Raw genomic sequence first — 21,777 nt, 5'->3', positions numbered from 1 at the left:
CCAAGGCTTTCGAAGCACAAAAACAACAATTTCGATCGAGCACTTTGAGGACAACAACAATGATTATTTACGGTGTGGCATTGCTGGCGATCTGCACGCTTGCAGGCGTGATCATGGGCGACATGCTCGGCGTGTTGCTCGGCGTCAAATCCAATGTGGGCGGGGTGGGGATCGCGATGATCCTGCTGATCTGCGCGCGCCTGTGGATGCAAAAAACGCGGTGGCGGCATGACCAAGGACTGCGAAATGGGCGTGGGCTTCTGGGGCGCCATGTACATCCCCGTGGTCGTCGCGATGGCTGCGCAACAGAACGTGGTCACCGCCCTGCACGGCGGCCCGGTTGCGGTGCTCGCAGCAATTGGTTCGGTGGTGCTCTGTGGTTGCACCATTGCCCTGATCAGCCGCACTCACAAGGGCGAACCGTTGCCCGATGAAGAGCCGCTGATCGCTGCTGCGGGAGGCCGCTGATATGTGGGACCTCATAGAAAAAGGTTTGGAACATAACGGCCTGGTCACTGCCTTCGCTTTCGTCGGTGTGGTGATGTGGGTTTCCGTGGTGCTGTCCAAGCGCCTGACCTTCGGGCGCATCCACGGGTCGGCGATTGCCATCGTAATCGGCCTGGTATTGGCGTGGGTCGGCGGCACCATGACCGGCGGGCAAAAAGGCTTGGCGGATATAACACTGTTCTCCGGTATCGGCCTGATGGGCGGCGCTATGTTGCGCGACTTTGCCATCGTTGCCACGGCCTTTGAAGTACAAGCCACAGAGGCGCGTAAAGCCGGGATGATCGGCGTGATTGCGCTGCTGCTGGGCACGATCCTGCCGTTTATTGTGGGTGCGAGCATGGCCTGGGCGTTTGGTTATCGCGATGCGATCAGCATGACTACCATTGGCGCGGGTGCCGTGACCTACATCGTTGGCCCGGTGACGGGCGCAGCGATTGGCGCGACCTCGGATGTGATGGCGTTGTCGATTGCCACCGGGTTGATCAAGGCGATTCTGGTGATGGTCGGCACGCCGGTAGCGGCACGCTGGATGGGCCTGGATAACCCGCGTTCGGCGATGGTATTTGGCGGGTTGGCCGGGACCGTGAGTGGTGTGACCGCAGGCCTTGCGGCGACGGATCGGCGGTTGGTGCCGTATGGCGCGTTGACCGCGACGTTCCATACCGGGCTGGGGTGTTTGTTGGGGCCTTCGCTGCTGTACTTCATCGTGCGCGGGATAGTCGGCTAATCCCAAACGCCAGGGCGAACGAGCTTCCTGTGGCGAGCGGGCTTGCCCCGCGTTGGGCTGCGCAGCAGCCCCCATAAAGCTGAATACGGTACATCAGGCACACCCCGGTGGCTGGTTATGGGGCTGCTGCGCAGCCCAACGCGGGGCAAGCCCGCTCGCCACAGGTATTGGCTGATATCCAAAAATAGAGGTCAGAGCTGCCGATTGGCATACATCCGACACTCCGCCAACAACGCCAGCAAGTTCGGGTCGCGCTCCTTGGCCTTCAAGAACACCACACCAATATGCTGCTGCAACCGGTACCTGGGTTGCAGCGGTATCAGCTTCACGCGGTTCTCATACACCGCCGCAATCCGTCCCGGCAGCAATGCATAACCCACCCCCGAACTGACCATGCTCAACAGCGTGAAGATGTCGTTGACCTGCATCGCCACCTTCGGCTCGAACCCCGCCTGCTTGAACACACGGTTGCCGTCCTGGTGAGTAGCAAAGCCTTGGGTGAGGGTGATGAAGGTGGCGTCGCGTACGTCCGCCAGGTCGATTTCCTGGTCGCGGTTGAAGGGCGAATCGGCCGGGGTGGCGAGGAAGATGTCGTCGGAGAACAGCGCGATCTGTTCGCAGTCGGGATCGTTGGCGTGTTCGTCGAGGGAGATGAGGATCGCGTCGACTTCCATGTTCTTGAGCTTGTAGAGCAGGTCGAAGTTGGAGCCCAGGATCAGGTCGATGTTGAGTTCGCTGCGGCGGATTTTCAGGCCCATGATCAGTTGTGGCACGGTCTTCACCGTCAGCGAATACAGCGAGCCCAGCTTGAAGCGCTCGGCGGAGAAACCGGCGGCTTCGCGGGTCAGGCGTACGCTGTCGACCACGTAGGCCACCAGTTTTTGCGCGCGCTCTTCGAGCACGTAGGCGCTTTCCAGCGGGGTGAGGTTGCGGCCTTCGTGTTTGAACAGCGGGCAGCGCAGCGCATTTTCCAGGGAGTGAATGGCGCGGTGCACGCTGACGTTGCTGGTTTGCAACTCGGCAGCGGCGCGGGCCAGGTTGCCGGTGCGCATGAACGCCAGGAAGATTTCCAGCTTCTTGAGGGTGAACTCTTCGTCGATCAGCATGGCCGTGGGCTCTTGTTCGAATGCCCACGATTGTGCCCGCAAAACTGCGCGGCGTCGCCGGAACGTCATAAGGCGCTTGCACTCTTATGCGCAAGGCTGGACGCTTGCCAGCCAGCGTTTAACGGTTACAGGAGGTCGGTGACAGATGTACCACGGAGAACGATTCAACGCCTGGAGCCATTTGCTCGGTGCAGTCGCTGCGTGTATTGGCGCGGTGTGGATGTTGGTGGTGGCGAGCCTGGATGGCAGCCCCTGGAAGATCGTCAGCGTGGCGATTTATGGCTTCACCTTGCTGGTGCTGTACAGCGCGTCGACCGTGTACCACAGCGTGCGCGGGCGGCGAAAAGAGATCATGCAGAAGGTCGATCACTTTTCGATCTACCTGTTGATCGCCGGCAGCTACACGCCGTTTTGCCTGGTGACATTACGCGGGCCATGGGGCTGGACGCTGTTCGGCATCGTGTGGGGGCTGGCGGTGATCGGCATCCTGCAAGAGATCAAACCACGCTCTGAAGCGCGGATTTTGTCGATTGTGATCTACGCGGTGATGGGCTGGATCGTGCTGGTGGCGGTTAAGCCGCTGATCGCCGCGCTGGGCACGGCGGGGTTTATCTGGCTGGCGTCGGGCGGGGTGCTGTACACCGTCGGCATCATCTTTTTTGCCCTGGAGGATCGCCTGCGGCATTCCCATGGCATCTGGCATCTGTTCGTGATCGGCGGCAGCCTGCTGCATTTTGTGGCGATCATGCACTACGTCCTCTAACCAACCCCTTTAGGAGCCGGCGCCTACCGTTATAGGCGTTCGAGTAGTTCACGCGCGCGATTGCCGAAAATCTGCAGCAGGTTGGCCAGCATATGCGGCGGCGGTTCGTCGGCGCGGGTCAGGGCGTACAGGGTGATCGGCAGCGGCGGGGTGAGCGTGCGAATGCAGGTGGTTGCCGTCGACGCGCCGAGGGCAGTGAAGGGGTCGATAACCGTCAGGCCGGCACCGGATTCGACCATGGCGCGGGCCAGGGAGTAGGTCTGCACGGAGATCGTCACCCGCGGCGGCGGGTCGACGTTTTCCAGATAGCTGTCGAGCTTGGCCGCCAGCGGGTCGGCGCTGGACAGGCCAATCAACGGCGTGCCCGCCAGATCGGCCAGCGGCAATGGCCGGCTCAATTCAGCGTCGGACCAATAGCCCTTGGACGCCAGCGCCACCAGCACGCCGTTGGCCAGTACTTGGGTAGTCAATCCAGGATGGCCGGAGAAGTTGAGCGTCAGCGCCAGGTCGATCTCGCGCATCAGCAGCTTCTGCACCAGCTCACGGCTGTGGTCGCTGGACAGCTCGCAGGCGATGTCCGGGTAATCGCGCTTCCATTCCAGAATCGCAGGCGGCAGCAGTGACAGCGCCAGTGCCGGAATCGCCCCAATGCGCACGCTTTGCCCCGGTGCGCGGCGCAAGCTTTTAGCCAGGCGCCGCACGCCTTGCAAGCTCTCGGTGACCTTCTCGACTTCGCTTTCCAGCGCCAGGGCTTCCGGCGTGGGCTGCAATTTGCCACGCACCCGCAGAAACAGCGGGAAACCCAGCTGCAATTCGGCGTGCTGCAGCACTTTGGTCACCGCCGGTTGCGAGACGTGCAGCAACTGCGCGGCGGCGCTGACGGAGCCGGTCTGGCGGATGGCCTGGAAGATTTCGATATGACGCAAGCGCATGGCAAGTCCATAACCTTTGTTTATGGGTGACCCATCTTTATTCATTGTCGGCGGCCTGTCACCTGCGCCTACGCTTGGCCTCTCTTAATCAACGGCAGGGGGCTGGGATGGCCAGGCAGGTTTGCATCATCGGCGGTGGGGTCATCGGCTTGGCAAGCGCTTATGCCTTGGTGCGTGCCGGCCATGAAGTGACGGTGATCGACGCGCGCGAGAGCCTGGGCAGCGAAACCAGTTTCGCCAATGGCGGCCAACTGTCCTACCGCTACGTTGCGCCGCTGGCCGACGCCGGGGTGCCGCTGCAAGCCATTGGCTGGCTGTTGCGCGGTGACTCGCCCTTGAAGCTGCGCCCGCGCCTCGACCCGCAGCAATGGCGCTGGATGGCGGCCTTCCTCGGCGCCTGCCGTGGCTCGATCAACCAACGCAATGCCGCCCACCTGCTGCGACTGGCGTCCCTGAGCCAAGGCACCTTGCAGCAATGGCGCGAAGACGACCGCCTGGACGGCTTCGACTGGCGGCGCAACGGCAAGTTGGTGACGTTTCGCAACGCCAATTCCTTCGAACATGCCCGCAGCAAGGTCACGGACATTCTGCAACAGCAGGTGCTCTCGGCCGCCGACTGCGCACGCCTTGAGCCGGCGCTGGCCGGTGATGGTTTTGTCGGCGGCATCTACACACCGAACGAAGAAGTCGCGGATTGCCATGGGTTCTGCCAGCGATTGGCGGTGCGGCTTGAAGCGTCGGGCCGATGCCGTTTTGTGTTGGGGCGCAAGGTCACCGGGATTCGTCACGCCGACGGCGCAGTGCAGGCCATCGAGCTGGGTGATGAGGTGATGCCGGTTGATCAACTGGTGTTGGCGGCCGGGCATCGCAGCGCTGAATTGGGCTTGCCGGGGTTGTCGCTGCCGCTGTACCCGCTGAAGGGCTACAGCTTGAGCGTGCCGATTGGCGCGCAGCATCAGGCGCCGAACGTTAGCATCACGGACTATGACCGCAAGATCGTTTACGCGCGCATCGGTGAGCAATTGCGGGTGGCGGCCATGGTGGACATCGTCGGTTTCGACGCGAGCCTGGAGCCCAAGCGTTTGGCGCTGATGAAACGCCAGGCTGTGGAGACATTTCCTCTGGCTGGCGACTACGCCCATGCGGTCGAATGGGCTGGCATGCGCCCGGCCACCCCGACCGGGGTGCCGCTGATCGGCGCCAGTGTGTACCGCAACCTGTGGCTGAACCTGGGCCACGGCGCCCTCGGTTTTACTCTGGCCAGCGGCAGCGGCCAACTGTTGGCCGAACTAATCGGCCACCACATTCCTTCCATTGATATGCAGGGCCTGACACCCCGCGCGGCCTGAGGATGTACCTATGACCATCAACCGAATCAGCAGCAACGAACGTCTATCCGGCGCGGTGACCTTCAAGGACCTGGTGTTCCTCTCGGGGCAGGTGCCGGGCGATGGCCAGGACGTGGCAACCCAGACCCGCGAAGTCCTGGCCAAGATTGATACGCTGTTGGCTCAGGCCGGCAGCGACAAGGATCATCTGCTCAACGCGACCATTTACTTGAAAGACATCGCAGAAGGGTTCGCACCGATGAACGAGGTGTGGTCCGCGTGGTTGTCGCCTGGCATGGCACCGACGCGCACCACGCTGCAAGCGGAGCTGGCGCGGCCGAGTGTGCGGGTGGAAATCAGCGTGATTGCCGTACGTAAATAACTCAAAGACCAACGGAGAATAACAATGAAAAAGATCCTGTTGACTGGCTGCACCCTGGGGCTTTTGTTGGGTACACAGGTTCAGGCGGATGAACCCGCTCTGAACGGCGCGTTGAGCAAGATCGCCAACGCCAAGTCCATCACCCTGGGTTACCGCGATGCGTCGGTGCCGTTTTCGTACGTGGGCGATCACAGCGGCAAGCCCATGGGTTACTCGGTGGACCTGGCGAACAAGATCGTCGAGCGCATCCAGCAGAAAACCGGGGTGGCGAACCTCAACGTGAAGTACAACCTGGTGACCTCCCAGACCCGTATCCCGCTGGTGCAGAACGGCACCGTCGACCTGGAATGCGGCTCCACCGGCGTGACTGCCGAGCGGCAGAAACAGGTGGCGTTTTCCTATGGGTTTATCTACGTGAAGGGCCAGCTACTGACGGCCAAGGACAGCGGCATCCAGGGTTTCGCCGACCTCAAGGGCAAGAATGTGGTGACCACCGCCGGCACCACCAACGAGCGCTTTCTTAAAAGCTACAACGCCGAGCACAAGAACAACATGTTCGTGATCAGTGCCAAGGACCACGGCGAAGCGTTCAAGATGCTCGAAACGGGGCGCGCGGTGGCGTTCTATATGGATGACGCGTTGCTCTACGGCGAACGCGCCAAGGCCCAAGACCCACACAAATGGGTGGTGGTGGGTGAGGAGCAATCGCGGGAAATCTACAGCTGTATGGTGCGCAAGGACGACCCGCAGTTTCTCGCGGTGGTCAACGATGCCTTGGGCGAGCTGTACCGCACGGGGGAGATCAACGGGATTTACCAGCGCTGGTTTGAACAGCCGATTCCGCCGAAGGGCTTGAACCTGGAATTCCCGATGACCAGCGAGCTCAAGGCGATTATTGCCAAGCCCGTCAGCGATCCGGTGGAGTGATCACCGGATGACTGATCGTTCCCACGCTCTGCGTGGGAATGCCTCCTGTGACGCTCTGCGTCACGACTTTAAAGCAGACGCGGAGCGTCCAGGGCTGCATTCCCTCGTGGAGCGTGGGAACGATCGGTCATCAGTCGATCAGTGGGGGGTTAGAAGTCGCCCCAAAGTTGTTGGGCCACGGCCAGCGCCACCACCGGCGCGGTCTCGGTACGCAACACACGCGGGCCGAGGCGGGCGGCATGGAAGCCGGCGCCTTGGGCTGCTTCGACTTCACTGTCGGTCAGCCCACCCTCAGGCCCGATCAGGAACGCCAGGCTCGACGGCTTGGCATGGCTGATCATAGGTTCGGCTACTGGGTGCAGCACCAGCTTCAAATCCGCCTCGGCCTGTTTCAACCAGTCCGCCAACAACAGCGGCGGGTGAATCACCGGCACCGTCGAACGTGCGCATTGCTCGCACGCGCTGATCGCCACCTGACGCCAGTGCAGCAGGCGCTTGTCGGCGCGTTCGTCCTTGAGGCGTACTTCGCAGCGGTCGCTGAAAATCGGCGTGATCGCGTTGACGCCCAGTTCGGTGGCTTTCTGAATCGCCCAATCCATGCGCTCGCCCCGGGACAGGCCCTGGCCCAGGTGAATGTGCAGTGGCGATTCGGTTTGGCCGGTGAAGCTCTGCGTCAGTTGTACGGTGACGCGTTTTTTACCGACCTCCAGCAGCGTGCCGAGAAACTCCTGGCCGGAACCGTCGAACAGTTGCACGGCGTCGCCTTCGCCCATGCGCAACACACGGCTGATGTAATGCGCCTGGGCTTCGGGCAACTCGTGGTCGCCGAGGCTGAGCGGGGTGTCGGTGAAAAAACGGGACAGTCTCATTTCTGTTCTCTGGGCAATTTTGTGTAGGAGCGAGATTACTGTGGCGAGGGAGCTTGCTCCCGTTCGGCTGCGTAGCAGTCGCCGGCTTTTGGGGGCGCTTCGCACTTGAGCGCCAGCCCGGCCCAGCGGGAGCAAGCTCCCTCGCCACAGAAGCCGGCTTCTTCAAGGGGTTAGGTGATTAGCCGGGATCGCGAAAGTCGGGGTGGAAGTCTTTTGGCACGGCAACACTGACTTTGCTGTTGGTGGCGATATCGATCCCTTCGCTGGCAACGATGGCCAAAAAATCGATCTGCTCCGGCGTAATCACATACGGCGGCAGGAAATACACCACGCTGCCCAGCGGCCGCAACAACGCGCCGCGCTCCAGGGCGTGTTCGAACACCTTCAAGCCACGGCGTTCCTGCCACGGGTAGGCGGTCTTGGTGGCTTTGTCCTGGACCATTTCGATGGCCAGTACCATGCCGGTCTGGCGCACTTCCGAGACGTGCGGATGATCGACCAGATGCGCGGTGGCCGTGGCCATGCGCTGGGCCAGGGCCTTGTTGTTTTCGATGACGTTGTCTTCTTCGAAAATATCCAGGGTCGCCAAGGCCGCCGCGCATGCCAGCGGGTTGCCGGTGTAGCTGTGGGAGTGCAGGAAGGCACGCAGGGTCGGGTAATCGTCGTAGAAGGCGTCGTAGACATCATCGGTGGTGACCACCGCCGCCAGCGGCAAGTAGCCGCCGGTGAGGGCTTTGGACAGGCACAGGAAGTCCGGGCGGATGCCGGCCTGTTCGCAGGCGAACATCGTGCCGGTGCGGCCGAAGCCCACGGCGATTTCGTCGTGGATCAGGTGCACACCGTAACGGTCACAGGCTTCGCGCAGCAGCTTGAGGTACACCGGGTGGTACATGCGCATGCCGCCGGCACCCTGAATCAGCGGCTCGACGATGACGGCCGCGACGGTGTCGTGGTTGTCTGCCAGGGTCTGCTCCATGGCCAGGAACATGTTGCGCGAGTGTTCTTCCCAGCTCATGCCTTCGGGGCGCAGGTAGCAGTCCGGGCTCGGCACTTTGATGGTGTCGAGCAGCAGCGCTTTGTAGGTCTCGGTGAACAGCGGCACGTCGCCCACCGACATCGCGGCGATGGTCTCGCCGTGGTAGCTGTTGGTCAGGGTGACGAAGCGTTTTTTGTTCGGCAGGCCGCGGTTGAGCCAGTAGTGAAAGCTCATCTTCAACGCGACTTCGATGCACGACGAACCGTTATCGGCATAGAAACAGCGGGTCAGGCCTTCGGGCGTCATTTTTACCAGGCGCTCGGACAGCTCGATTACCGGCTGGTGGCTGAAACCGGCGAGGATCACGTGCTCCAGTTGGTCGACCTGGTCCTTGATGCGCTGGTTGATGCGCGGGTTGGCGTGGCCAAACACGTTGACCCACCAGGAACTCACGGCGTCGAGGTAGCGCTTGCCTTCGAAGTCTTCCAGCCAGACGCCTTCGCCGCGCTTGATCGGGATCAGCGGCAGTTGCTGGTGGTCTTTCATCTGGGTGCAGGGATGCCACAGCACCGCGAGGTCGCGTTGCATCCACTGGTTGTTCAAGCCCATCGGTTATCTCCTCGAAGCGGTCCTGCGGCCGGCGCAGGTAAAACAATCGCGCAAGCCTATGCAATGGGCGGCTATGTCACAACCCGTTACGTGTGAATTCGCAGTAAACGCAGGACGGTCTGTCACGTTTCTTCTGGATAGTCCTTAATCCTTGGTTAATTTACGCTTCATAACCTCAAGATCACATTTCTCGATATTTCAAAGCGAAATTTTCCGCTTTAATTCGATAGGTAAAACGCTAGTCTTGGGCGCAGTTCTTACGGGATTAAGTGCATGCAGTTACGTAATTCACCGGCCCGTTACGGCTGGGTCAGCATGGTTTTGCACTGGGGCGTGGCCCTGGTGGTGTTCAGTCTGTTCGCCCTCGGCTTGTGGATGGTCGGCCTCGACTACTACAGCGCCTGGCGCAAAGACGCCCCGGACCTGCACAAGAGCATTGGCATCACACTGTTCGCCATCATGCTGGTGCGTATCGTCTGGCGCCTGATCAGCCCGCCGCCACCGCCGCTTGCCAGTTATAGCCGCATGACCCGACTCGGTGCCGCGTTTGGCCACGCGTTCCTTTATGTCGGCTTGTTTGCCGTGATGATTGCCGGTTACCTGATTTCCACCGCAGACGGTGTCGGTATCCCGGTGTTTGGCCTGTTTGAAATTCCTGCCGTGGTTTCCGGGCTACCGGACCAGGCAGACACCGCCGGCGTGGTGCATCTGTACCTCGCCTGGGTGTTGGTGGTTTTCGCCGGCTTGCACGGCGTGGCTGCGTTGAAACACCACTTTATTGATCGTGATGTGACCCTGACACGAATGCTGGGGCGCAAAGCCTGATGTTCAACCTCGACTCACAAGGAATAGAAAACATGTTGAAAAAGACCCTCGCCGCTCTGGCAATCGGTACAGCGCTGCTGTCTGCAGGCCAGGTGATGGCTGCTGACTACAAGATCGACAAGGAAGGCCAGCACGCCTTCGTCGACTGGAAAATCAGCCACTTGGGCTACAGCTACATCCACGGTACGTTCAAGGATTTCGACGGTACCTTCAGCTGGGACTCTGCCAAGCCTGAAGCCAGCAAAATCGCAGTCGACTTGAAAACTGCCAGCCTGTGGTCCAACCACGCTGAGCGTGACAAGCACATCGCCAGCAAGGATTTCCTCGACGTTGCCAAGTTCGCCGATGCCAAGTTCGTGTCGACCGCTGTTAAGTCCACCGGCGAGAAAACCGCTGACGTGACCGGCGACCTGACCTTCCACGGCGTCACCAAGCCTGTGACCTTCAAGGCCACGTTCAACGGTGAAGGCAAGGATCCATGGGGCGGCGAACGTGCTGGCTTCAACGCCAAAACCACGCTGAACCTGAACGACTTCGGTATCAAAGGCCCAGGCCCGTCTTCCCAGACCGTGGACCTGGACATCTCGCTGGAAGGTGTCAAAGCGAAATAAATTCGCTGGTTATCTGAAAAACCGGATCGTGAGATCCGGTTTTTTTTGCCTCCGCAGAACCCTGTGGCGAGCGAGCTTGCCACAGGGTAAGTCGGCACTCTGCAAGACAAAAAATGCCCCGCATCTTTCGATGCGGGGCATTTTTTATGGCGCTTTGAAAATCAGCGATTGCGGGTCAGCAATGCTGGCTTTTCACCACGAGGACGGCCTGGCAACTGATCCAGTTGCTCCGGTGTCGGGAAGCGGTCAGCTTTCGACTCCTTGTGGATAATCTTTGGCGCCGGGCCACCGCGCGGGTTCTGCACGGCTGGCTCGGACGAACGTGGCTGGTCGTCACGGGCGGGGCGGTTGTTGCTGCGCGAGTCTTCGCGACGGGCCTGGCCGTCACGTGGCGCGCCGTTACGCGGGCCGCTGCGCTTGGCAGGTGGCGTACCGGTGGTGCCGCCGCTGCTGTTGCGTGGACCATTCTGACGACCGCCCTGTGGCTGGCTGCCGCGCGGTGCGCCAGTGCCTGCGGTGGCGGCTGGTGCCGGAGCACCTGGGCGACGGCCACGGCCTTGGGCCGGTTTGGCCTGTGGCACGTAGTCAACGCGGTTACCGAAGTTATCCACGTCGTCGTCGAGGAACTCGTCCGGAGCGCGGTCAGCGTTGGCGCGTGGTGGCTGGCTCGGCTGGCGTTGTTCGCGGGCCGGGGTGCCTTCACGGGGCTTCTGCTCACGGGCTGGGCGTTCGCCACGGCCGTTGGTTGGCGCTTTTTCCTTGCCGCCCTTGTCCTTGCCCTTGTCGCGACGACCACCGCCACCACCGCCGCCGTTCGGGCCATCGCCCTTCGGACCGCGTGGGTTGCGTGGGTTACGCACGTCTGGACGCTCGCGCACTTCAGGCTTCTCGGCCTCAACGGCGCTGGCATCGAAGCCCATCAGGTTGCCGTCGGCAATTTTCTGCTTGGTCATGCGTTCGATGCTTTTCAGCAGTTTTTCTTCGTCCGGTGCGACCAGGGAAATGGCCTCGCCCGAACGACCGGCACGGCCGGTACGGCCGATACGGTGCACGTAGTCTTCGTCGACGTTTGGCAGCTCGAAGTTGACGACGTGTGGCAGTTGGTCGATATCCAGGCCGCGCGCGGCGATATCGGTGGCCACCAGGATGCGCACTTCACCGGCCTTGAAGTCAGCCAGGGCTTTGGTGCGGGCGTTCTGGCTCTTGTTACCGTGGATCGCGACGGCGGTGAGGCCGTGCTTGTCCAGGTATTCGGCCAGGCGGTTGGCGCCGTGCTTGGTGCGGGTGAACACCAGTACCTGTTCCCAGGCACCGGCGGTGATCAGGTGCGCCAGCAGCGAACGCTTGTGGCTGGCGGCCAGGCGGAATACACGCTGCTCGATACGCTCGACCGTGGTGTTCGGCGGCGTGACTTCGATGCGCTCGGGGTTGTGCAGCAGCTTGCCGGCGAGAGCGGTGATGTCGTTGGAGAACGTTGCCGAGAACAGCAGGTTCTGACGTTTGGCCGGCAGGCGGGCGAGGACCTTTTTCACGTCATGGACAAAGCCCATGTCGAGCATGCGGTCGGCTTCGTCCAGCACGAGGATTTCCACGTGGGACAAATCGACGCTGCCTTGGCCGCACAGGTCGAGCAAACGACCCGGGCAGGCTACCAGCACGTCAACACCACGGGACATGGCCTGAACCTGAGGGTTCATGCCGACGCCGCCGAAGATGCAGGCACTGACGAACTTCAAGTCGCGGGCATACAGCTTGAAGCTGTCGTGCACTTGAGCGGCGAGTTCGCGGGTTGGGGTCAGGACCAGTACACGCGGTTGGCGCGGGCCGTGACGCTGGGATTTGTCCGGGTGACCGTTGGGGAACAACCGCTCCAGAATCGGGAGGGCGAAGCCGCCGGTTTTACCAGTACCTGTCTGAGCCGCGACCATCAGGTCGCGACCTTGCAACACGGCGGGAATAGCCCGCTGTTGCACCGGAGTAGGCTCGGTATAGCCCGCTGCCTCGATGGCGCGGACTAAAGCCTCGGAGAGACCGAGGGAAGCAAAGGACATGAGTAATCCTGTTTTAGTTAGGGCTTGGCCCAAAGGGATAATCTTGCCAGGCGTGAATGGCGCTTAGGGGAGCGCAATCCCGTCCGGTCCTGCTGCGTCTGGCGGGCACTCCACCGGCTCGCGCGGGCTGTAAAGCTGCGCAGTAGCGGGGTTGGGTGCCTTTTTCAAGACCTCAGCGGCCGGGCGTAAGCCTGGCGGGAAGGCCGGAGTATAACAGAGCAATCACCGCGCGCTGCTTTCCTGCTGCTCAACGGTGTGTCCGGATGCCGTAATGGCTTGGATTCCACCATATTTTGCGCTCAAGGCGGCGTAAGCCGGCTCTTGTTTGAAGCGTTTGAGCTCGGCGGCAAAGCGCTGTACCAGCAGGTCCATGCCCGCACCACGGCGTACGGCGAGGAATTGCGGCTGGCGGCTGACCACGACCGGCGCCTCGCTGACCGTGCCTTCCAGGCCCAACGCCTTGATCACATGCTGACCCACGCGCCGGTCGGTGATCAGAAGATCAATGCGCCCGAGCATCAGTTTGCCGAAGTTGGCCTCATGACTTGGCGCCGGTTCGCGGTCGAACAGGCTGGAATCGCTGAACTCGGCGCCATAGAGGTAACCCGGCGAGGTGCCTACGGTCATGCCGCGCAGGTCGTCGAGGGTCTGGACCGGGTGAGGGCGGTCGTTGGCGTAGAACAGCACGAACTCCACCTCCGACAGCGGTTCGCTGGGATAAAGCAGCAAGGCGTCGCGGTCATGGCTGTGGAAAATATCCAGCGCACCGTCTGCATGGCCTTGGTCGAGCATCGCCAGGCAGCGTTTCCAGGGCAGGAATTGCCATTGCACCTCGACGCCGAGGCGCTGGAACACGATCACTGTCGTTTCGTAGTCCAGCCCGCGCATGGTGCCTTTGTCGTCGTACACGTAGGGCGCCCACGGTTCGGTGACAATGCGCAGTTTCTCGCCGTAAGCGGCCAGGCTCAGGCAAGTAAAAAGGGCAGCGGTCAACAACTTGAGAATGACGGGCATGCCCTGAGGTTACGACGCTGCGGGATTAAAGAGAAGCTCTGGCACAAGCATCTGCGGGCGCCGCTATTTGGCCGGCGACGTCATCAGGTGTTCGTAGATCGCTGCGCGTCGCTCGCCCAGAATCAGGCGTACAACCGGGTTGGCGAACCAGTGTTCCAATTGGTGGGCGTCGAGCGGGTGTTTCTGTCGCTCTTCCTGGTTCTGTCGCGCCTTGTCCCACCACACCGGGCCGCACGCTTGGTCGAATTCGTTCTTGTGTTCGTAGCAACCGTAAAGGATTTCGCGGATGAACTGCTGCTGGTGCTTGGGCAGGACCAGGGTGATCAGCTTGTACATCAGGCGCTGCGCGCGCGGCGGGCGGGGCAGGTGGGCGGAGACCTGGCGTGTGTCGGCCAGTGCCAGCGCGCTGGTAGGGTCGGCCGCGTGCTTGGCGATCCACGCCTTGACCTTGGCGCGAAACAGCTGCTTGCGGCTCCAGTAATGGTGGATCAGGTCCGGGCACTCGCGCACCTTGACAGTGCGGTAGGCGGCGATCGACAGGCAGAACTCTTCCAGGGTGTAGGCGCCCTGGGCATGTGGGAACAGTTCGTCCATCAGTTCGATCGAGCGATCGAGAATGTGCGCGTCCTGCTGGGTGAGGCCCATGACGCCGGAATTGAGGGTCATCATGTCATCGTCCGCCACGCCCATGTCCAGCAAACGCTGGTGCAGGGCGGTGTAGAGGATGCTTTCGTGGTTGTCGCCGTACTTTGTGTAGAAGGCGTTGCACAGCAGCGTGCCGGGTTGCACGCGCTCGAACAGGGTCATCGGCGAATGGTGGAAGAATGTGTCGGTGTCGATCAGCATCGCCACCGGCGATTCTTCCAGCACCTGGCGCAGCACTACGTGCTTGGTGCGGAAGTGATAGCCGTGGGGCTCGCTCCAGCGTTTGCGGGTGGCTTCGTCCAGCGGGCGCACGCGCACGGGCAGCAGGCGATAGGGTTCGGGGTTGTCGCTGAATACCTGGATGTCCGCGCCGGCGTCCGGGGTGTCCTGCAGAAAGGCCAGCGCACTGGCGATGCTGAAGACGGCTTCCTGGTGGTAGGTCTCGGAGCCGAAAACCAGGTAGACCAGTTGCGGTCGGGAGGTCGGGGACGCTGTATTCATGGACTGCTGGATTCCGTGGGCATGTAAAACGACAAAGGCCCTCGTAGTGACGAGGGCCTTGGCACAGCCGGACAAGCTTTAGCGTGGCAGCTTTAGGTTGTTCCAGATGGCAAGACTGGGTTCAGCTTGGTTCAGGGTATAGAAGTGCAACCCTGGCGCGCCACCTTGCAACAATTGTTCACACATCTCGCTGATGACCTGCTCGCCGAACGCCTGGATGCTCTTGACGTCGTCGCCATAGGCTTCCAGTTGCTTGCGCACCCAGCGTGGTATCTCGGCACCGCAGGCATCGGAAAAGCGCGCCAGCTTGCTGTAGTTGGTGATCGGCATGATGCCCGGCACAATCGGGATATTCACACCCATGGCCTGTACACGCTCGACGAAGTAAAAGTAGCTGTCGGCGTTGAAAAAGTACTGGGTGATCGCGCTATCGGCGCCAGCGTTGGCTTTGCGCACGAAGTTTTGCAGATCGTCTTCGAAGTTACGCGCCTGGGGGTGCATCTCCGGGTAAGCCGCCACTTCGATGTGGAAGTGATCGCCGCTTTCTTCGCGGATGAAACTCACCAGGTCATTGGCGTAGCGCAGCTCGCCGCTGGCCATGCCCATGCCGGATGGCAAGTCGCCGCGCAGTGCAACGATGCGCTTGATGCCGGCTTGCTTGTACTGGGTCAGCAGGCTGCGCAGATCGGCCTTGCTGTCGCCCACGCACGACAAGTGCGGAGCGGCGGGAATTTTGACTTCACTTTCCAGCTGCAACACGGTGTTGATCGTGCGATCACGGGTCGAGCCGCCGGCGCCGTAGGTGCAGGAGAAGAAGTCGGGGTTGTAGCTGGCCAACTGCTTGGCAGTTGCCATCAATTTTTCATGCCCAGCATCGGTCTTGGTCGGGAAAAACTCGAAGCTGTAGCGACGGTCTTGGGACATGGTCATACCCTTGGGAACTCGAAAGCCGGTTGGGGCCGGGTTGTTCGTATGCCTGTTACACCGCGATCGCTGGCAAGCCAACGCCTACAAGGATTGTGAGTACCCTATAGGCGCTGGCTTGCCAGCGATGCAGTCAACCCGGTGCAACAGCCCGCCCCGAGGGGAGCGGGCAACCGGCATATCAGTAGCGGTAAGCGTGCGGCTTGAACGGACCTTCGACGGTCACACCGATGTAGTCGGCCTGGGTCTTGGTCAGTTGAGTCACTACGCCGCCGAAGCCGCGGACCATTTCCAGGGCCACTTCTTCGTCGAGTTTCTTCGGCAGGACTTCCACGGTCAGGCGTTCGGCTTTCTGGGCTGGCGACAGGTCGGCGTATTTCTGGCCGAACAGGAAGATCTGGGCCAGGACCTGGTTGGCGAACGAGCCATCCATGATGCGGCTTGGGTGGCCGGTGGCGTTGCCCAGGTTTACCAGGCGGCCTTCGGCCAGCAGGATCAGGTAGTCGTCGTTCTGCGGATCAAAGCTGCCAGCACCGGTACGGTGAACCTTGTGTACCTGAGGCTTCACTTCTTCCCATGCCCAGTTCTTGCGCATGAAAGCGGTGTCGATCTCGTTGTCGAAGTGGCCGATGTTGCACACCACGGCGCGCTTTTTCAGGGCCTTGAGCATGTTCGAGTCGCACACGTTCACGTTGCCGGTGGTGGTCACGATCAGGTCGATCTTGCCCAGCAGGGCCTTGTCGATGCTCGCTTCGGTGCCATCGTTCTGGCCGTCGATGAACGGCGAAACCACTTCGAAACCGTCCATGCAGGCTTGCATGGCGCAGATCGGGTCAACTTCGGAAACTTTAACGATCATGCCTTCCTGACGCAGGGACTGGGACGAACCCTTACCCACATCACCGTAGCCGATTACCAGGGCTTGCTTGCCCGACAGCAGGTGGTCGGTGCCGCGCTTGATGGCATCGTTCAGGCTGTGACGGCAGCCGTACTTGTTGTCGTTCTTGCTCTTGGTCACCGAGTCGTTGACGTTGATGGCCGGGATTTTCAGCTCGCCCTTGGCCAGCATGTCCAGCAGGCGGTGTACGCCAGTGGTGGTTTCTTCGGTCACGCCGTGGACGCGGTCCAGGATGGCCGGGTACTTCTTGTGCAGCAGCTCGGTCAGGTCGCCGCCGTCATCGAGGATCATGTTGGCATCCCATGGCGCGCCATCTTTGAGGATGGTTTGCTCCAGGCACCACTCGTACTCTTCTTCGGTCTCGCCTTTCCAGGCGAATACCGCGATACCGGCAGCAGCGATAGCGGCAGCGGCCTGGTCTTGAGTCGAGAAAATGTTGCAGGACGACCAACGCACTTCGGCACCCAGGGCAACCAGGGTTTCGATCAGCACGGCAGTCTGGATGGTCATGTGGATGCAGCCGAGAATCTTCGCGCCCTTGAGCGGTTGCTCTGCGGCGTATTTGCGACGCAGGCCCATCAGGGCAGGCATTTCGGATTCGGCGATAAAGGTTTCGCGACGGCCCCAGGCAGCGAGGGACATGTCGGCGACTTTGTAGTCGTTGAATTCTGCAGGCGTGATTACAGCGCTCATGAAGAGCCTCCATTCGTAGTGTGCGAATGGGCGCCGTTGTGCGTTTAGTATCAGGCCAGGTCAACCAGGCCGGACAACGCCCCATCCGAGCCTGACAGGCCTAGCCTGCTGCAGCGCCCCTCGGACAGGTGGCGGGAGAACGGTATCAACTGAAGATGACCGTTTTGAAGCGGGGACGATTATAGCTGTGTGCGCCAGACTTCCCAAGCCTTTCTGTCGGCTGCATGAAGATCACTCATGGGGTTGATAGGCAACGGCTCATAGAGCTTGGGCCTGGGCTCTGCCATGATGTCGGCCATCATTCGGCAATACGCTTTGGAGTGACCATGAACTTCCACACCCGCAAATGGGTAAAACCTGAAGACCTCAACCCCAACGGCACCCTGTTCGGCGGCAGCCTCCTGCGCTGGATCGACGAAGAAGCGGCCATCTACGCGATTGTCCAGTTGGGCAACCAGCGCGTGGTGACCAAGTACATCTCCGAAATCAATTTTGTCAGCGCCTCGCGCCAGGGCGACATCATCGAACTGGGCATCACCGCCACCGAGTTTGGCCGTACCTCCATCACCCTGACGTGTGAAGTGCGCAACAAGATCACCCGCAAAAGCATCCTGACTGTGGAAAAAATGGTTTTCGTCAACCTCGGCGAAGACGGATTGCCGGCGCCCCACGGGTGTACCGAGATCAAGTACGTGAAAGATCAGTTCCAGGAAGAGGGCATCGTCGAATAATCCTGTTGTTGGCCAGTGAACGCTCTTGATGGGCGACAGGTCGTACCTGAACACAGCCCCCGTTCAGGTACCACCATGGCCACGCAAGAAGAAGGCAAAACCCCAAATCTGTCGCAGGAAGAGCAGCACGACGTCGACAAGAACCAGCCGCCCCGCGCGGCGGTGCTGCATGAAATCATCCGCACCCAGGGCGACCAAGAGCTTGAGCGGAATGTGGCTGCGTTGTGGTGGTCGGCGCTGGCTGCGGGCCTGACCATGGGCCTGTCGCTGATGGGGATGGGCCTGCTCAACTCGCGCCTGCCTGATGGCGAAGCATTCAAAGTGATCGCCAGCTTCGGTTACTGCGCGGGCTTCCTGGCGGTGATCCTGGCGCGCCAGCAACTGTTCACTGAAAACACCCTGACCGCCGTGCTGCCGGTGATGAGCAAGCCAACCCTGGCCAATGCCGGGCGCCTGTTGCGGCTGTGGACGGTGGTGCTGGTGGGCAACCTGTGCGGCACCTTGTTGGTGGCGTACGTGATGCTGCACCTGCCTATCTTTGATACCAAGACCGACATGGCCTTTTTGGAAATCGGCCGCAAGGTCATGGAAAACGACCCCGGCCAGATGTTCGCCAAGGGCATCGTCTCCGGTTGGATGATTGCCACCATGGTGTGGATGATCCCGTCGATGGAAAGCGCCAAGATGTGGATCATCATCCTGATCACCTACCTGATGGCGTTGGGGGATTTCACCCATATCGTCGTGGGTTCGGCGGAGGTGTCCTACCTGGTATTTGCCGGCGAACTGCCGTGGAAGGACTTCTGGCTGGTGTTCGCCGGGCCGACGCTGGCGGGCAATATCATTGGCGGCAGTTTTATCTTCGCGCTGATCAGCCATGCGCAGATCCGCAGCGAAAGCAGCTTGCCGGGCAAGGCGACTGCGGACCCGAGGCATCCGCAGCAGCTCAACAAGGATCAGTGAGCATCACTTCAATCTGGTGCTGCTTGATGCTCTTGATCATCGGGTAGGCCGGGCGAAAGCGCGATAGAACCTTTCGGCGCATGACGTGCTCATAGCGTGTGAGTGCGGCTTGGAGTTTTTAGTGCTAAAACTCAAATCGGTGTTTAAAACTACAAAAGGAATGAGTGATGACTGTCGCTTTCTGGTGTGTGTTGATTGCAATCTTTCTGCCGTACCTGTGCACAGGTGTGGCCAAATTCAGCGGCGGCAAGTTCGGGCCCAGGCAGAACCACGACCCACGCTCCTTCCTCGATACCCTCGAAGGCTTCGCCAAGCGCGCCCACAGTGCGCAACTCAACAGCTTTGAAGTGACCCCGGCGTTTGCAGCGGCGGTGATCATTGCGCACATCGCCGGCACCGCGTCGCTGGTGACCATCAATGTGTTGGCGGTGCTGTTTATCACCAGCCGCCTGCTGTACATCATCTGCTACCTGGCGGACTGGGCGATGCTGCGTTCGCTGGTGTGGTTTGTGGGGATGGCGTTGATTGCGAGTTTCTTCTTTGTCTCGATCTAATCCACACACTCAGATCGTTCCCACGCAGAGCGTGGGAACGATCGGCGTAGAGCGTGGGAACGATTGGTGGCGTCAAGAACCGGCGGGCGCGTCGGGCACCTGCGGCAACGTCGCGCCTTTGGGCCACAACATCCAGATCTGCCCCTGCTGCTTCATATTCCCCGCCAGTTCACCCGCTGCATCACCGGTGCCCCAGAACAGGTCCGCGCGCACTTCGCCGGTAATTGCACCGCCTGTGTCTTGCGCCGCGACAGGCCGCACAATCGGCGCACCATCCGGCCGCGTCGTCGATAGCCACAACAGGCTGCCCAGCGGAATCACCTTGCGGTCTACCGCCACGCTGTAGCCGGCGGTCAACGGCACGTTGAGCGAACCGCGCGGGCCTTCGTTGCTGTCGGGGCGGGCACTGAAGAACACGTAGCTGGGGTTGCTCGCCAACAGTTCCGGAATACGCTGCGGGTTCGCCTTGGCCCAGGCACTGATGGCGCCCATGGTCACGTCTTCCTTTTTCAACTCGCCTTGCTCCACCAGCCAGCGGCCGATCGGGCGATAGGGATAACCGTTCTGGTCGCCATACCCGACGCGCAGTTGGCGCCCACCTGCCAGTTGAATCCTGCCCGAGCCCTGGATTTGCAGGAATTGCAGGTCCATCGGGTTGGTCAGCCAGGCAATCGGCTTGGCGGTGGAACCCTGGCCGTTGATAGTGCTGGCGTCGTCGTAAGGCTTGAGCACACGACCTTCGAGGCGACCGCGCAGGCGCTTGCCCTTGAGTTCGGGGTAGATGCTTTCGAGGTTGACGATGATCAGGTCATCCGGCACGCCGTACACCGGCACATGGGCGGTGGCGGTTTGGGTCAGGCTACCGGGGTAGACCGGCTCGTAGTAACCCGTGATCAAGCCGTTCGGGGTGTTGTCGGCCGAACGCAGGCCAAACACATCCAGGCGCTCCTTGAGAAAGCCGCGAACCGCCACGGCATTGGCCGGTACGCTGGCTGCTGCTGCGCAGGTCGCGCCCCACACCGGGTCGGCCTTGAGACGTTGGCAGGCGCTGCGCCAGGATTCAAACCCGGCCAGCAGGTCGCTGTCGGAAACGGTTGGCAGGGCTTCCCACGGTGCGCTCACATAGGTGGCGACAGCGTGGGGTTTTACGGTTTCATCTTTGCCGGCGTCTTTGCCCGCATCGCAGCCGGCCAGCAGCGCGATCATCGGCAGAGCCCACGCCAGGCGGCGGCTCCAGGGTTTCAAGGTGACATTCATACAAGCACTTCCTGAAGCGATTGCCCGTGCTTCAACGCATTCGGGCAACCCTTGTTATTAATAGGGCTATTGGTCTTTGCGGGCGGGGCGAGGATACTGGCCGCCGTTTCCCGTGACCCTGAGCCACCATGACTTTCAAAAGACTGACCGTTGTATTGCTGGCCTGCCTGGCACTGTCCGCCTGTGGCGGTGTTGATCCCAATTCTCCCCTGGGCCAGCGCAAGGCGATCTTCAAGCAGATGCTCAAGACCGGCGAAGACCTGGGCGGCATGTTGCGTGGGCGCATCCCGTTCGACGGTGCGACATTCGCCGAAGGCGCGGTCAAGCTCGATGCGTTGTCCCATGAACCGTGGAAGCATTTCCCAAGCGTGCGCGAAGAGGATCACACCAGCGCCAAGGACGACGTCTGGCAGAAACAGGCGCAGTTCCAGGAGCTTGCCCGCAACCTTGAAGCGGCCACCGGTGAATTGGTGATCGCCAGCCAGGTGCAGCCCTACAAGGCCAGCAACCTGGGGCCTGCGGTGCAGAAAGTCGAAGATGCCTGCAGCGCTTGCCATAAACAATTCAGGGACCACTGACCGGGTTTACTGGTCGAGTTCTTCCACGGCGTCCTGCAGGTCTTTGCGCGACTGGGCGAGCTTGTCCTTGCGCTTGTTGATCTTGTCCGCGTCGCCCTTTTTCATTGCCTTGTCGAGGTCGGCCTGACGGCGGCTGACGTCATGCTTGGCATCGAGCACCTTGTTTTCCCGCTCTTTCTTCAAAGAGGCGTCGTTGCAGTTGGCGGTGACTTCGCTCAGGGCTTTTTCCAGGCCGGCTTGTTGTTCACTGTTGCCGTGGGCCTTGGCCTGTTCGATCTGGATGCTGATGGCCTGGCGCTTGGCAGCGCAGCCGGTGAGCGGTTGTGCTTGTTCGGCCGCGAGCAGCGGCGTGGCCATGAAGCTTGCGACGGTCAACAGGGCAAGGGGGGCTAGAAATTTCATGTGT

22 protein-coding genes, 1 pseudogene and 1 riboswitch are annotated in these 21,777 nt (G+C 61.1%); of the genes and pseudogenes, 12 read left to right on the top strand and 11 right to left on the bottom strand.

The features are described from left to right. Window positions 1-59: 59 nt before the first annotated feature. A pseudogene (gene madL / locus ACR52_RS07395) lies at window positions 60-468 on the top strand (malonate transporter subunit MadL). Between the two features lies 1 nt (window position 469). Then, entirely contained in the window at window positions 470-1,234 is a 765-nt protein-coding gene (gene madM / locus ACR52_RS07390; RefSeq protein WP_048722475.1) for a malonate transporter subunit MadM, read from the top strand. 191 nt (window positions 1,235-1,425) lie between these two features. On the opposite strand, the gene ACR52_RS07385 is transcribed toward madM, so the two are convergent. Further along, complete coding sequence (locus ACR52_RS07385) at window positions 1,426-2,340, bottom strand: LysR family transcriptional regulator (protein WP_048722471.1); 915 nt, start codon at window positions 2,338-2,340, stop codon at window positions 1,426-1,428. A gap of 145 nt (window positions 2,341-2,485) precedes the next feature. Between ACR52_RS07385 and trhA the strand changes: the two genes are divergently transcribed. Then, window positions 2,486-3,103: a PAQR family membrane homeostasis protein TrhA gene (trhA, locus tag ACR52_RS07380; protein ID WP_048722469.1), complete on the top strand. Its 618-nt coding sequence runs from the start codon at window positions 2,486-2,488 to the stop codon at window positions 3,101-3,103. Window positions 3,104-3,132: 29 nt separating this feature from the next. Here trhA and ACR52_RS07375 read toward each other — a convergent pair whose 3' ends face one another. After that, window positions 3,133-4,035, bottom strand: a complete 903-nt coding sequence (locus tag ACR52_RS07375; RefSeq protein WP_048722467.1) for a LysR family transcriptional regulator — start codon at window positions 4,033-4,035, stop codon at window positions 3,133-3,135. A gap of 107 nt (window positions 4,036-4,142) precedes the next feature. On the opposite strand from ACR52_RS07375, the gene ACR52_RS07370 reads away from it, so the two are divergent. Genes ACR52_RS07370 through ACR52_RS07360 form a run of 3 tightly spaced genes read left to right on the top strand, consistent with a single transcriptional unit; the run spans window position 4,143 to window position 6,672 of the window. Beyond that, complete coding sequence (locus ACR52_RS07370) at window positions 4,143-5,384, top strand: D-amino acid dehydrogenase (RefSeq protein ID WP_048722465.1); 1,242 nt, start codon at window positions 4,143-4,145, stop codon at window positions 5,382-5,384. 10 nt (window positions 5,385-5,394) lie between these two features. Further along, on the top strand, window positions 5,395-5,745 hold the full coding sequence (locus ACR52_RS07365; protein ID WP_048722463.1) for a RidA family protein: 351 nt from the start codon (window positions 5,395-5,397) through the stop codon (window positions 5,743-5,745). A 24-nt stretch (window positions 5,746-5,769) separates the two neighbouring features. Continuing rightward, window positions 5,770-6,672 (top strand): transporter substrate-binding domain-containing protein, encoded by a 903-nt coding sequence (locus tag ACR52_RS07360; protein WP_048722462.1) that lies wholly within the window; start codon window positions 5,770-5,772, stop codon window positions 6,670-6,672. A 149-nt stretch (window positions 6,673-6,821) separates the two neighbouring features. On the opposite strand, the gene ACR52_RS07355 is transcribed toward ACR52_RS07360, so the two are convergent. Together ACR52_RS07355 and ACR52_RS07350 are read right to left on the bottom strand one after the other, a co-directional pair. After that, window positions 6,822-7,541 (bottom strand): 16S rRNA (uracil(1498)-N(3))-methyltransferase, encoded by a 720-nt coding sequence (locus ACR52_RS07355; RefSeq protein ID WP_048722460.1) that lies wholly within the window; start codon window positions 7,539-7,541, stop codon window positions 6,822-6,824. Window positions 7,542-7,719: 178 nt separating this feature from the next. After that, window positions 7,720-9,126, bottom strand: a complete 1,407-nt coding sequence (locus tag ACR52_RS07350; protein WP_048722456.1) for an adenosylmethionine--8-amino-7-oxononanoate transaminase — start codon at window positions 9,124-9,126, stop codon at window positions 7,720-7,722. Window positions 9,127-9,399: 273 nt separating this feature from the next. Here ACR52_RS07350 and ACR52_RS07345 point away from each other — a divergent pair, with 273 nt between their 5' ends. Both ACR52_RS07345 and ACR52_RS07340 read left to right on the top strand, forming a co-directional pair. Beyond that, the gene (locus ACR52_RS07345) at window positions 9,400-9,951 is read left to right on the top strand and encodes a cytochrome b (protein WP_048722454.1); all 552 of its coding nucleotides are present in this window, start codon (window positions 9,400-9,402) and stop codon (window positions 9,949-9,951) included. A gap of 32 nt (window positions 9,952-9,983) precedes the next feature. After that, window positions 9,984-10,562 (top strand): YceI family protein, encoded by a 579-nt coding sequence (locus ACR52_RS07340; protein WP_048722451.1) that lies wholly within the window; start codon window positions 9,984-9,986, stop codon window positions 10,560-10,562. Between the two features lie 161 nt (window positions 10,563-10,723). Here the strand turns inward: ACR52_RS07340 and ACR52_RS07335 are convergent, their stop codons facing one another. From ACR52_RS07335 to ahcY, 5 genes are all read right to left on the bottom strand, one after another. After that, a complete protein-coding gene (locus ACR52_RS07335; protein ID WP_048722448.1) occupies window positions 10,724-12,613 on the bottom strand; it encodes a DEAD/DEAH box helicase in 1,890 nt (629 codons plus the stop codon). A gap of 222 nt (window positions 12,614-12,835) precedes the next feature. Further along, entirely contained in the window at window positions 12,836-13,627 is a 792-nt protein-coding gene (locus ACR52_RS07330; protein WP_048722445.1) for a substrate-binding periplasmic protein, read from the bottom strand. Window positions 13,628-13,690: 63 nt separating this feature from the next. Next, window positions 13,691-14,773, bottom strand: coding sequence for a hypothetical protein (locus ACR52_RS07325; protein ID WP_048722442.1), 1,083 nt, complete (start codon window positions 14,771-14,773; stop codon window positions 13,691-13,693). A gap of 78 nt (window positions 14,774-14,851) precedes the next feature. Then, a complete protein-coding gene (gene metF / locus ACR52_RS07320) occupies window positions 14,852-15,697 on the bottom strand; it encodes a methylenetetrahydrofolate reductase [NAD(P)H] (protein ID WP_048722997.1) in 846 nt (281 codons plus the stop codon). A gap of 181 nt (window positions 15,698-15,878) precedes the next feature. Continuing rightward, window positions 15,879-17,288 (bottom strand): adenosylhomocysteinase, encoded by a 1,410-nt coding sequence (ahcY, locus tag ACR52_RS07315; RefSeq protein ID WP_048722439.1) that lies wholly within the window; start codon window positions 17,286-17,288, stop codon window positions 15,879-15,881. A 21-nt stretch (window positions 17,289-17,309) separates the two neighbouring features. Then, window positions 17,310-17,416: riboswitch (S-adenosyl-L-homocysteine riboswitch) on the bottom strand. 198 nt (window positions 17,417-17,614) lie between these two features. Here ahcY and ACR52_RS07310 point away from each other — a divergent pair. The 3 genes from ACR52_RS07310 (at window position 17,615) to ACR52_RS07300 (ending at window position 19,536) form a co-directional block, all read left to right on the top strand. Next, entirely contained in the window at window positions 17,615-18,019 is a 405-nt protein-coding gene (locus ACR52_RS07310; RefSeq protein ID WP_048722435.1) for an acyl-CoA thioesterase, read from the top strand. Between the two features lie 75 nt (window positions 18,020-18,094). Beyond that, window positions 18,095-18,982: a formate/nitrite transporter family protein gene (locus tag ACR52_RS07305; RefSeq protein ID WP_048722433.1), complete on the top strand. Its 888-nt coding sequence runs from the start codon at window positions 18,095-18,097 to the stop codon at window positions 18,980-18,982. A gap of 167 nt (window positions 18,983-19,149) precedes the next feature. After that, complete coding sequence (locus ACR52_RS07300) at window positions 19,150-19,536, top strand: MAPEG family protein (protein WP_048722430.1); 387 nt, start codon at window positions 19,150-19,152, stop codon at window positions 19,534-19,536. A 72-nt stretch (window positions 19,537-19,608) separates the two neighbouring features. Here the strand turns inward: ACR52_RS07300 and mltA are convergent, their stop codons facing one another. Then, on the bottom strand, window positions 19,609-20,793 hold the full coding sequence (gene mltA, locus ACR52_RS07295; protein ID WP_048722427.1) for a murein transglycosylase A: 1,185 nt from the start codon (window positions 20,791-20,793) through the stop codon (window positions 19,609-19,611). Window positions 20,794-20,921: 128 nt separating this feature from the next. Here mltA and ACR52_RS07290 point away from each other — a divergent pair, with 128 nt between their 5' ends. Then, window positions 20,922-21,371, top strand: a complete 450-nt coding sequence (locus ACR52_RS07290; protein ID WP_048722425.1) for a c-type cytochrome — start codon at window positions 20,922-20,924, stop codon at window positions 21,369-21,371. A 6-nt stretch (window positions 21,372-21,377) separates the two neighbouring features. On the opposite strand, the gene ACR52_RS07285 is transcribed toward ACR52_RS07290, so the two are convergent. Continuing rightward, entirely contained in the window at window positions 21,378-21,773 is a 396-nt protein-coding gene (locus ACR52_RS07285) for a DUF1090 domain-containing protein (protein ID WP_048722423.1), read from the bottom strand. Between the last annotated feature and the right edge of the window lie 4 nt (window positions 21,774-21,777).

It is taken from the genome of Pseudomonas fildesensis, assembly GCF_001050345.1.
Lineage (GTDB): Bacteria > Pseudomonadota > Gammaproteobacteria > Pseudomonadales > Pseudomonadaceae > Aquipseudomonas > Aquipseudomonas fildesensis.
The sequence above is the reverse complement of the archived record's forward strand: the minus strand, read 5'-3'. Positions and strand labels throughout refer to the sequence as shown.

What these genes read in the sequence shown, in the direction of transcription:
- madM (WP_048722475.1), top strand. Translation starts at nt 470, where the DNA reads ATGTGGGACCTCATAGAAAAAGGTTTGGAACATAACGGCCTGGTCACT.
- ACR52_RS07385 (WP_048722471.1), bottom strand. Translation starts at nt 2,340, where the DNA reads ATGCTGATCGACGAAGAGTTCACCCTCAAGAAGCTGGAAATCTTCCTG.
- trhA (WP_048722469.1), top strand. Translation starts at nt 2,486, where the DNA reads ATGTACCACGGAGAACGATTCAACGCCTGGAGCCATTTGCTCGGTGCA.
- ACR52_RS07375 (WP_048722467.1), bottom strand. Translation starts at nt 4,035, where the DNA reads ATGCGCTTGCGTCATATCGAAATCTTCCAGGCCATCCGCCAGACCGGC.
- ACR52_RS07370 (WP_048722465.1), top strand. Translation starts at nt 4,143, where the DNA reads ATGGCCAGGCAGGTTTGCATCATCGGCGGTGGGGTCATCGGCTTGGCA.
- ACR52_RS07365 (WP_048722463.1), top strand. Translation starts at nt 5,395, where the DNA reads ATGACCATCAACCGAATCAGCAGCAACGAACGTCTATCCGGCGCGGTG.
- ACR52_RS07360 (WP_048722462.1), top strand. Translation starts at nt 5,770, where the DNA reads ATGAAAAAGATCCTGTTGACTGGCTGCACCCTGGGGCTTTTGTTGGGT.
- ACR52_RS07355 (WP_048722460.1), bottom strand. Translation starts at nt 7,541, where the DNA reads ATGAGACTGTCCCGTTTTTTCACCGACACCCCGCTCAGCCTCGGCGAC.
- ACR52_RS07350 (WP_048722456.1), bottom strand. Translation starts at nt 9,126, where the DNA reads ATGGGCTTGAACAACCAGTGGATGCAACGCGACCTCGCGGTGCTGTGG.
- ACR52_RS07345 (WP_048722454.1), top strand. Translation starts at nt 9,400, where the DNA reads ATGCAGTTACGTAATTCACCGGCCCGTTACGGCTGGGTCAGCATGGTT.
- ACR52_RS07340 (WP_048722451.1), top strand. Translation starts at nt 9,984, where the DNA reads ATGTTGAAAAAGACCCTCGCCGCTCTGGCAATCGGTACAGCGCTGCTG.
- ACR52_RS07335 (WP_048722448.1), bottom strand. Translation starts at nt 12,613, where the DNA reads ATGTCCTTTGCTTCCCTCGGTCTCTCCGAGGCTTTAGTCCGCGCCATC.
- ACR52_RS07330 (WP_048722445.1), bottom strand. Translation starts at nt 13,627, where the DNA reads ATGCCCGTCATTCTCAAGTTGTTGACCGCTGCCCTTTTTACTTGCCTG.
- ACR52_RS07325 (WP_048722442.1), bottom strand. Translation starts at nt 14,773, where the DNA reads ATGAATACAGCGTCCCCGACCTCCCGACCGCAACTGGTCTACCTGGTT.
- metF (WP_048722997.1), bottom strand. Translation starts at nt 15,697, where the DNA reads ATGTCCCAAGACCGTCGCTACAGCTTCGAGTTTTTCCCGACCAAGACC.
- ahcY (WP_048722439.1), bottom strand. Translation starts at nt 17,288, where the DNA reads ATGAGCGCTGTAATCACGCCTGCAGAATTCAACGACTACAAAGTCGCC.
- ACR52_RS07310 (WP_048722435.1), top strand. Translation starts at nt 17,615, where the DNA reads ATGAACTTCCACACCCGCAAATGGGTAAAACCTGAAGACCTCAACCCC.
- ACR52_RS07305 (WP_048722433.1), top strand. Translation starts at nt 18,095, where the DNA reads ATGGCCACGCAAGAAGAAGGCAAAACCCCAAATCTGTCGCAGGAAGAG.
- ACR52_RS07300 (WP_048722430.1), top strand. Translation starts at nt 19,150, where the DNA reads ATGACTGTCGCTTTCTGGTGTGTGTTGATTGCAATCTTTCTGCCGTAC.
- mltA (WP_048722427.1), bottom strand. Translation starts at nt 20,793, where the DNA reads ATGAATGTCACCTTGAAACCCTGGAGCCGCCGCCTGGCGTGGGCTCTG.
- ACR52_RS07290 (WP_048722425.1), top strand. Translation starts at nt 20,922, where the DNA reads ATGACTTTCAAAAGACTGACCGTTGTATTGCTGGCCTGCCTGGCACTG.
- ACR52_RS07285 (WP_048722423.1), bottom strand. Translation starts at nt 21,773, where the DNA reads ATGAAATTTCTAGCCCCCCTTGCCCTGTTGACCGTCGCAAGCTTCATG.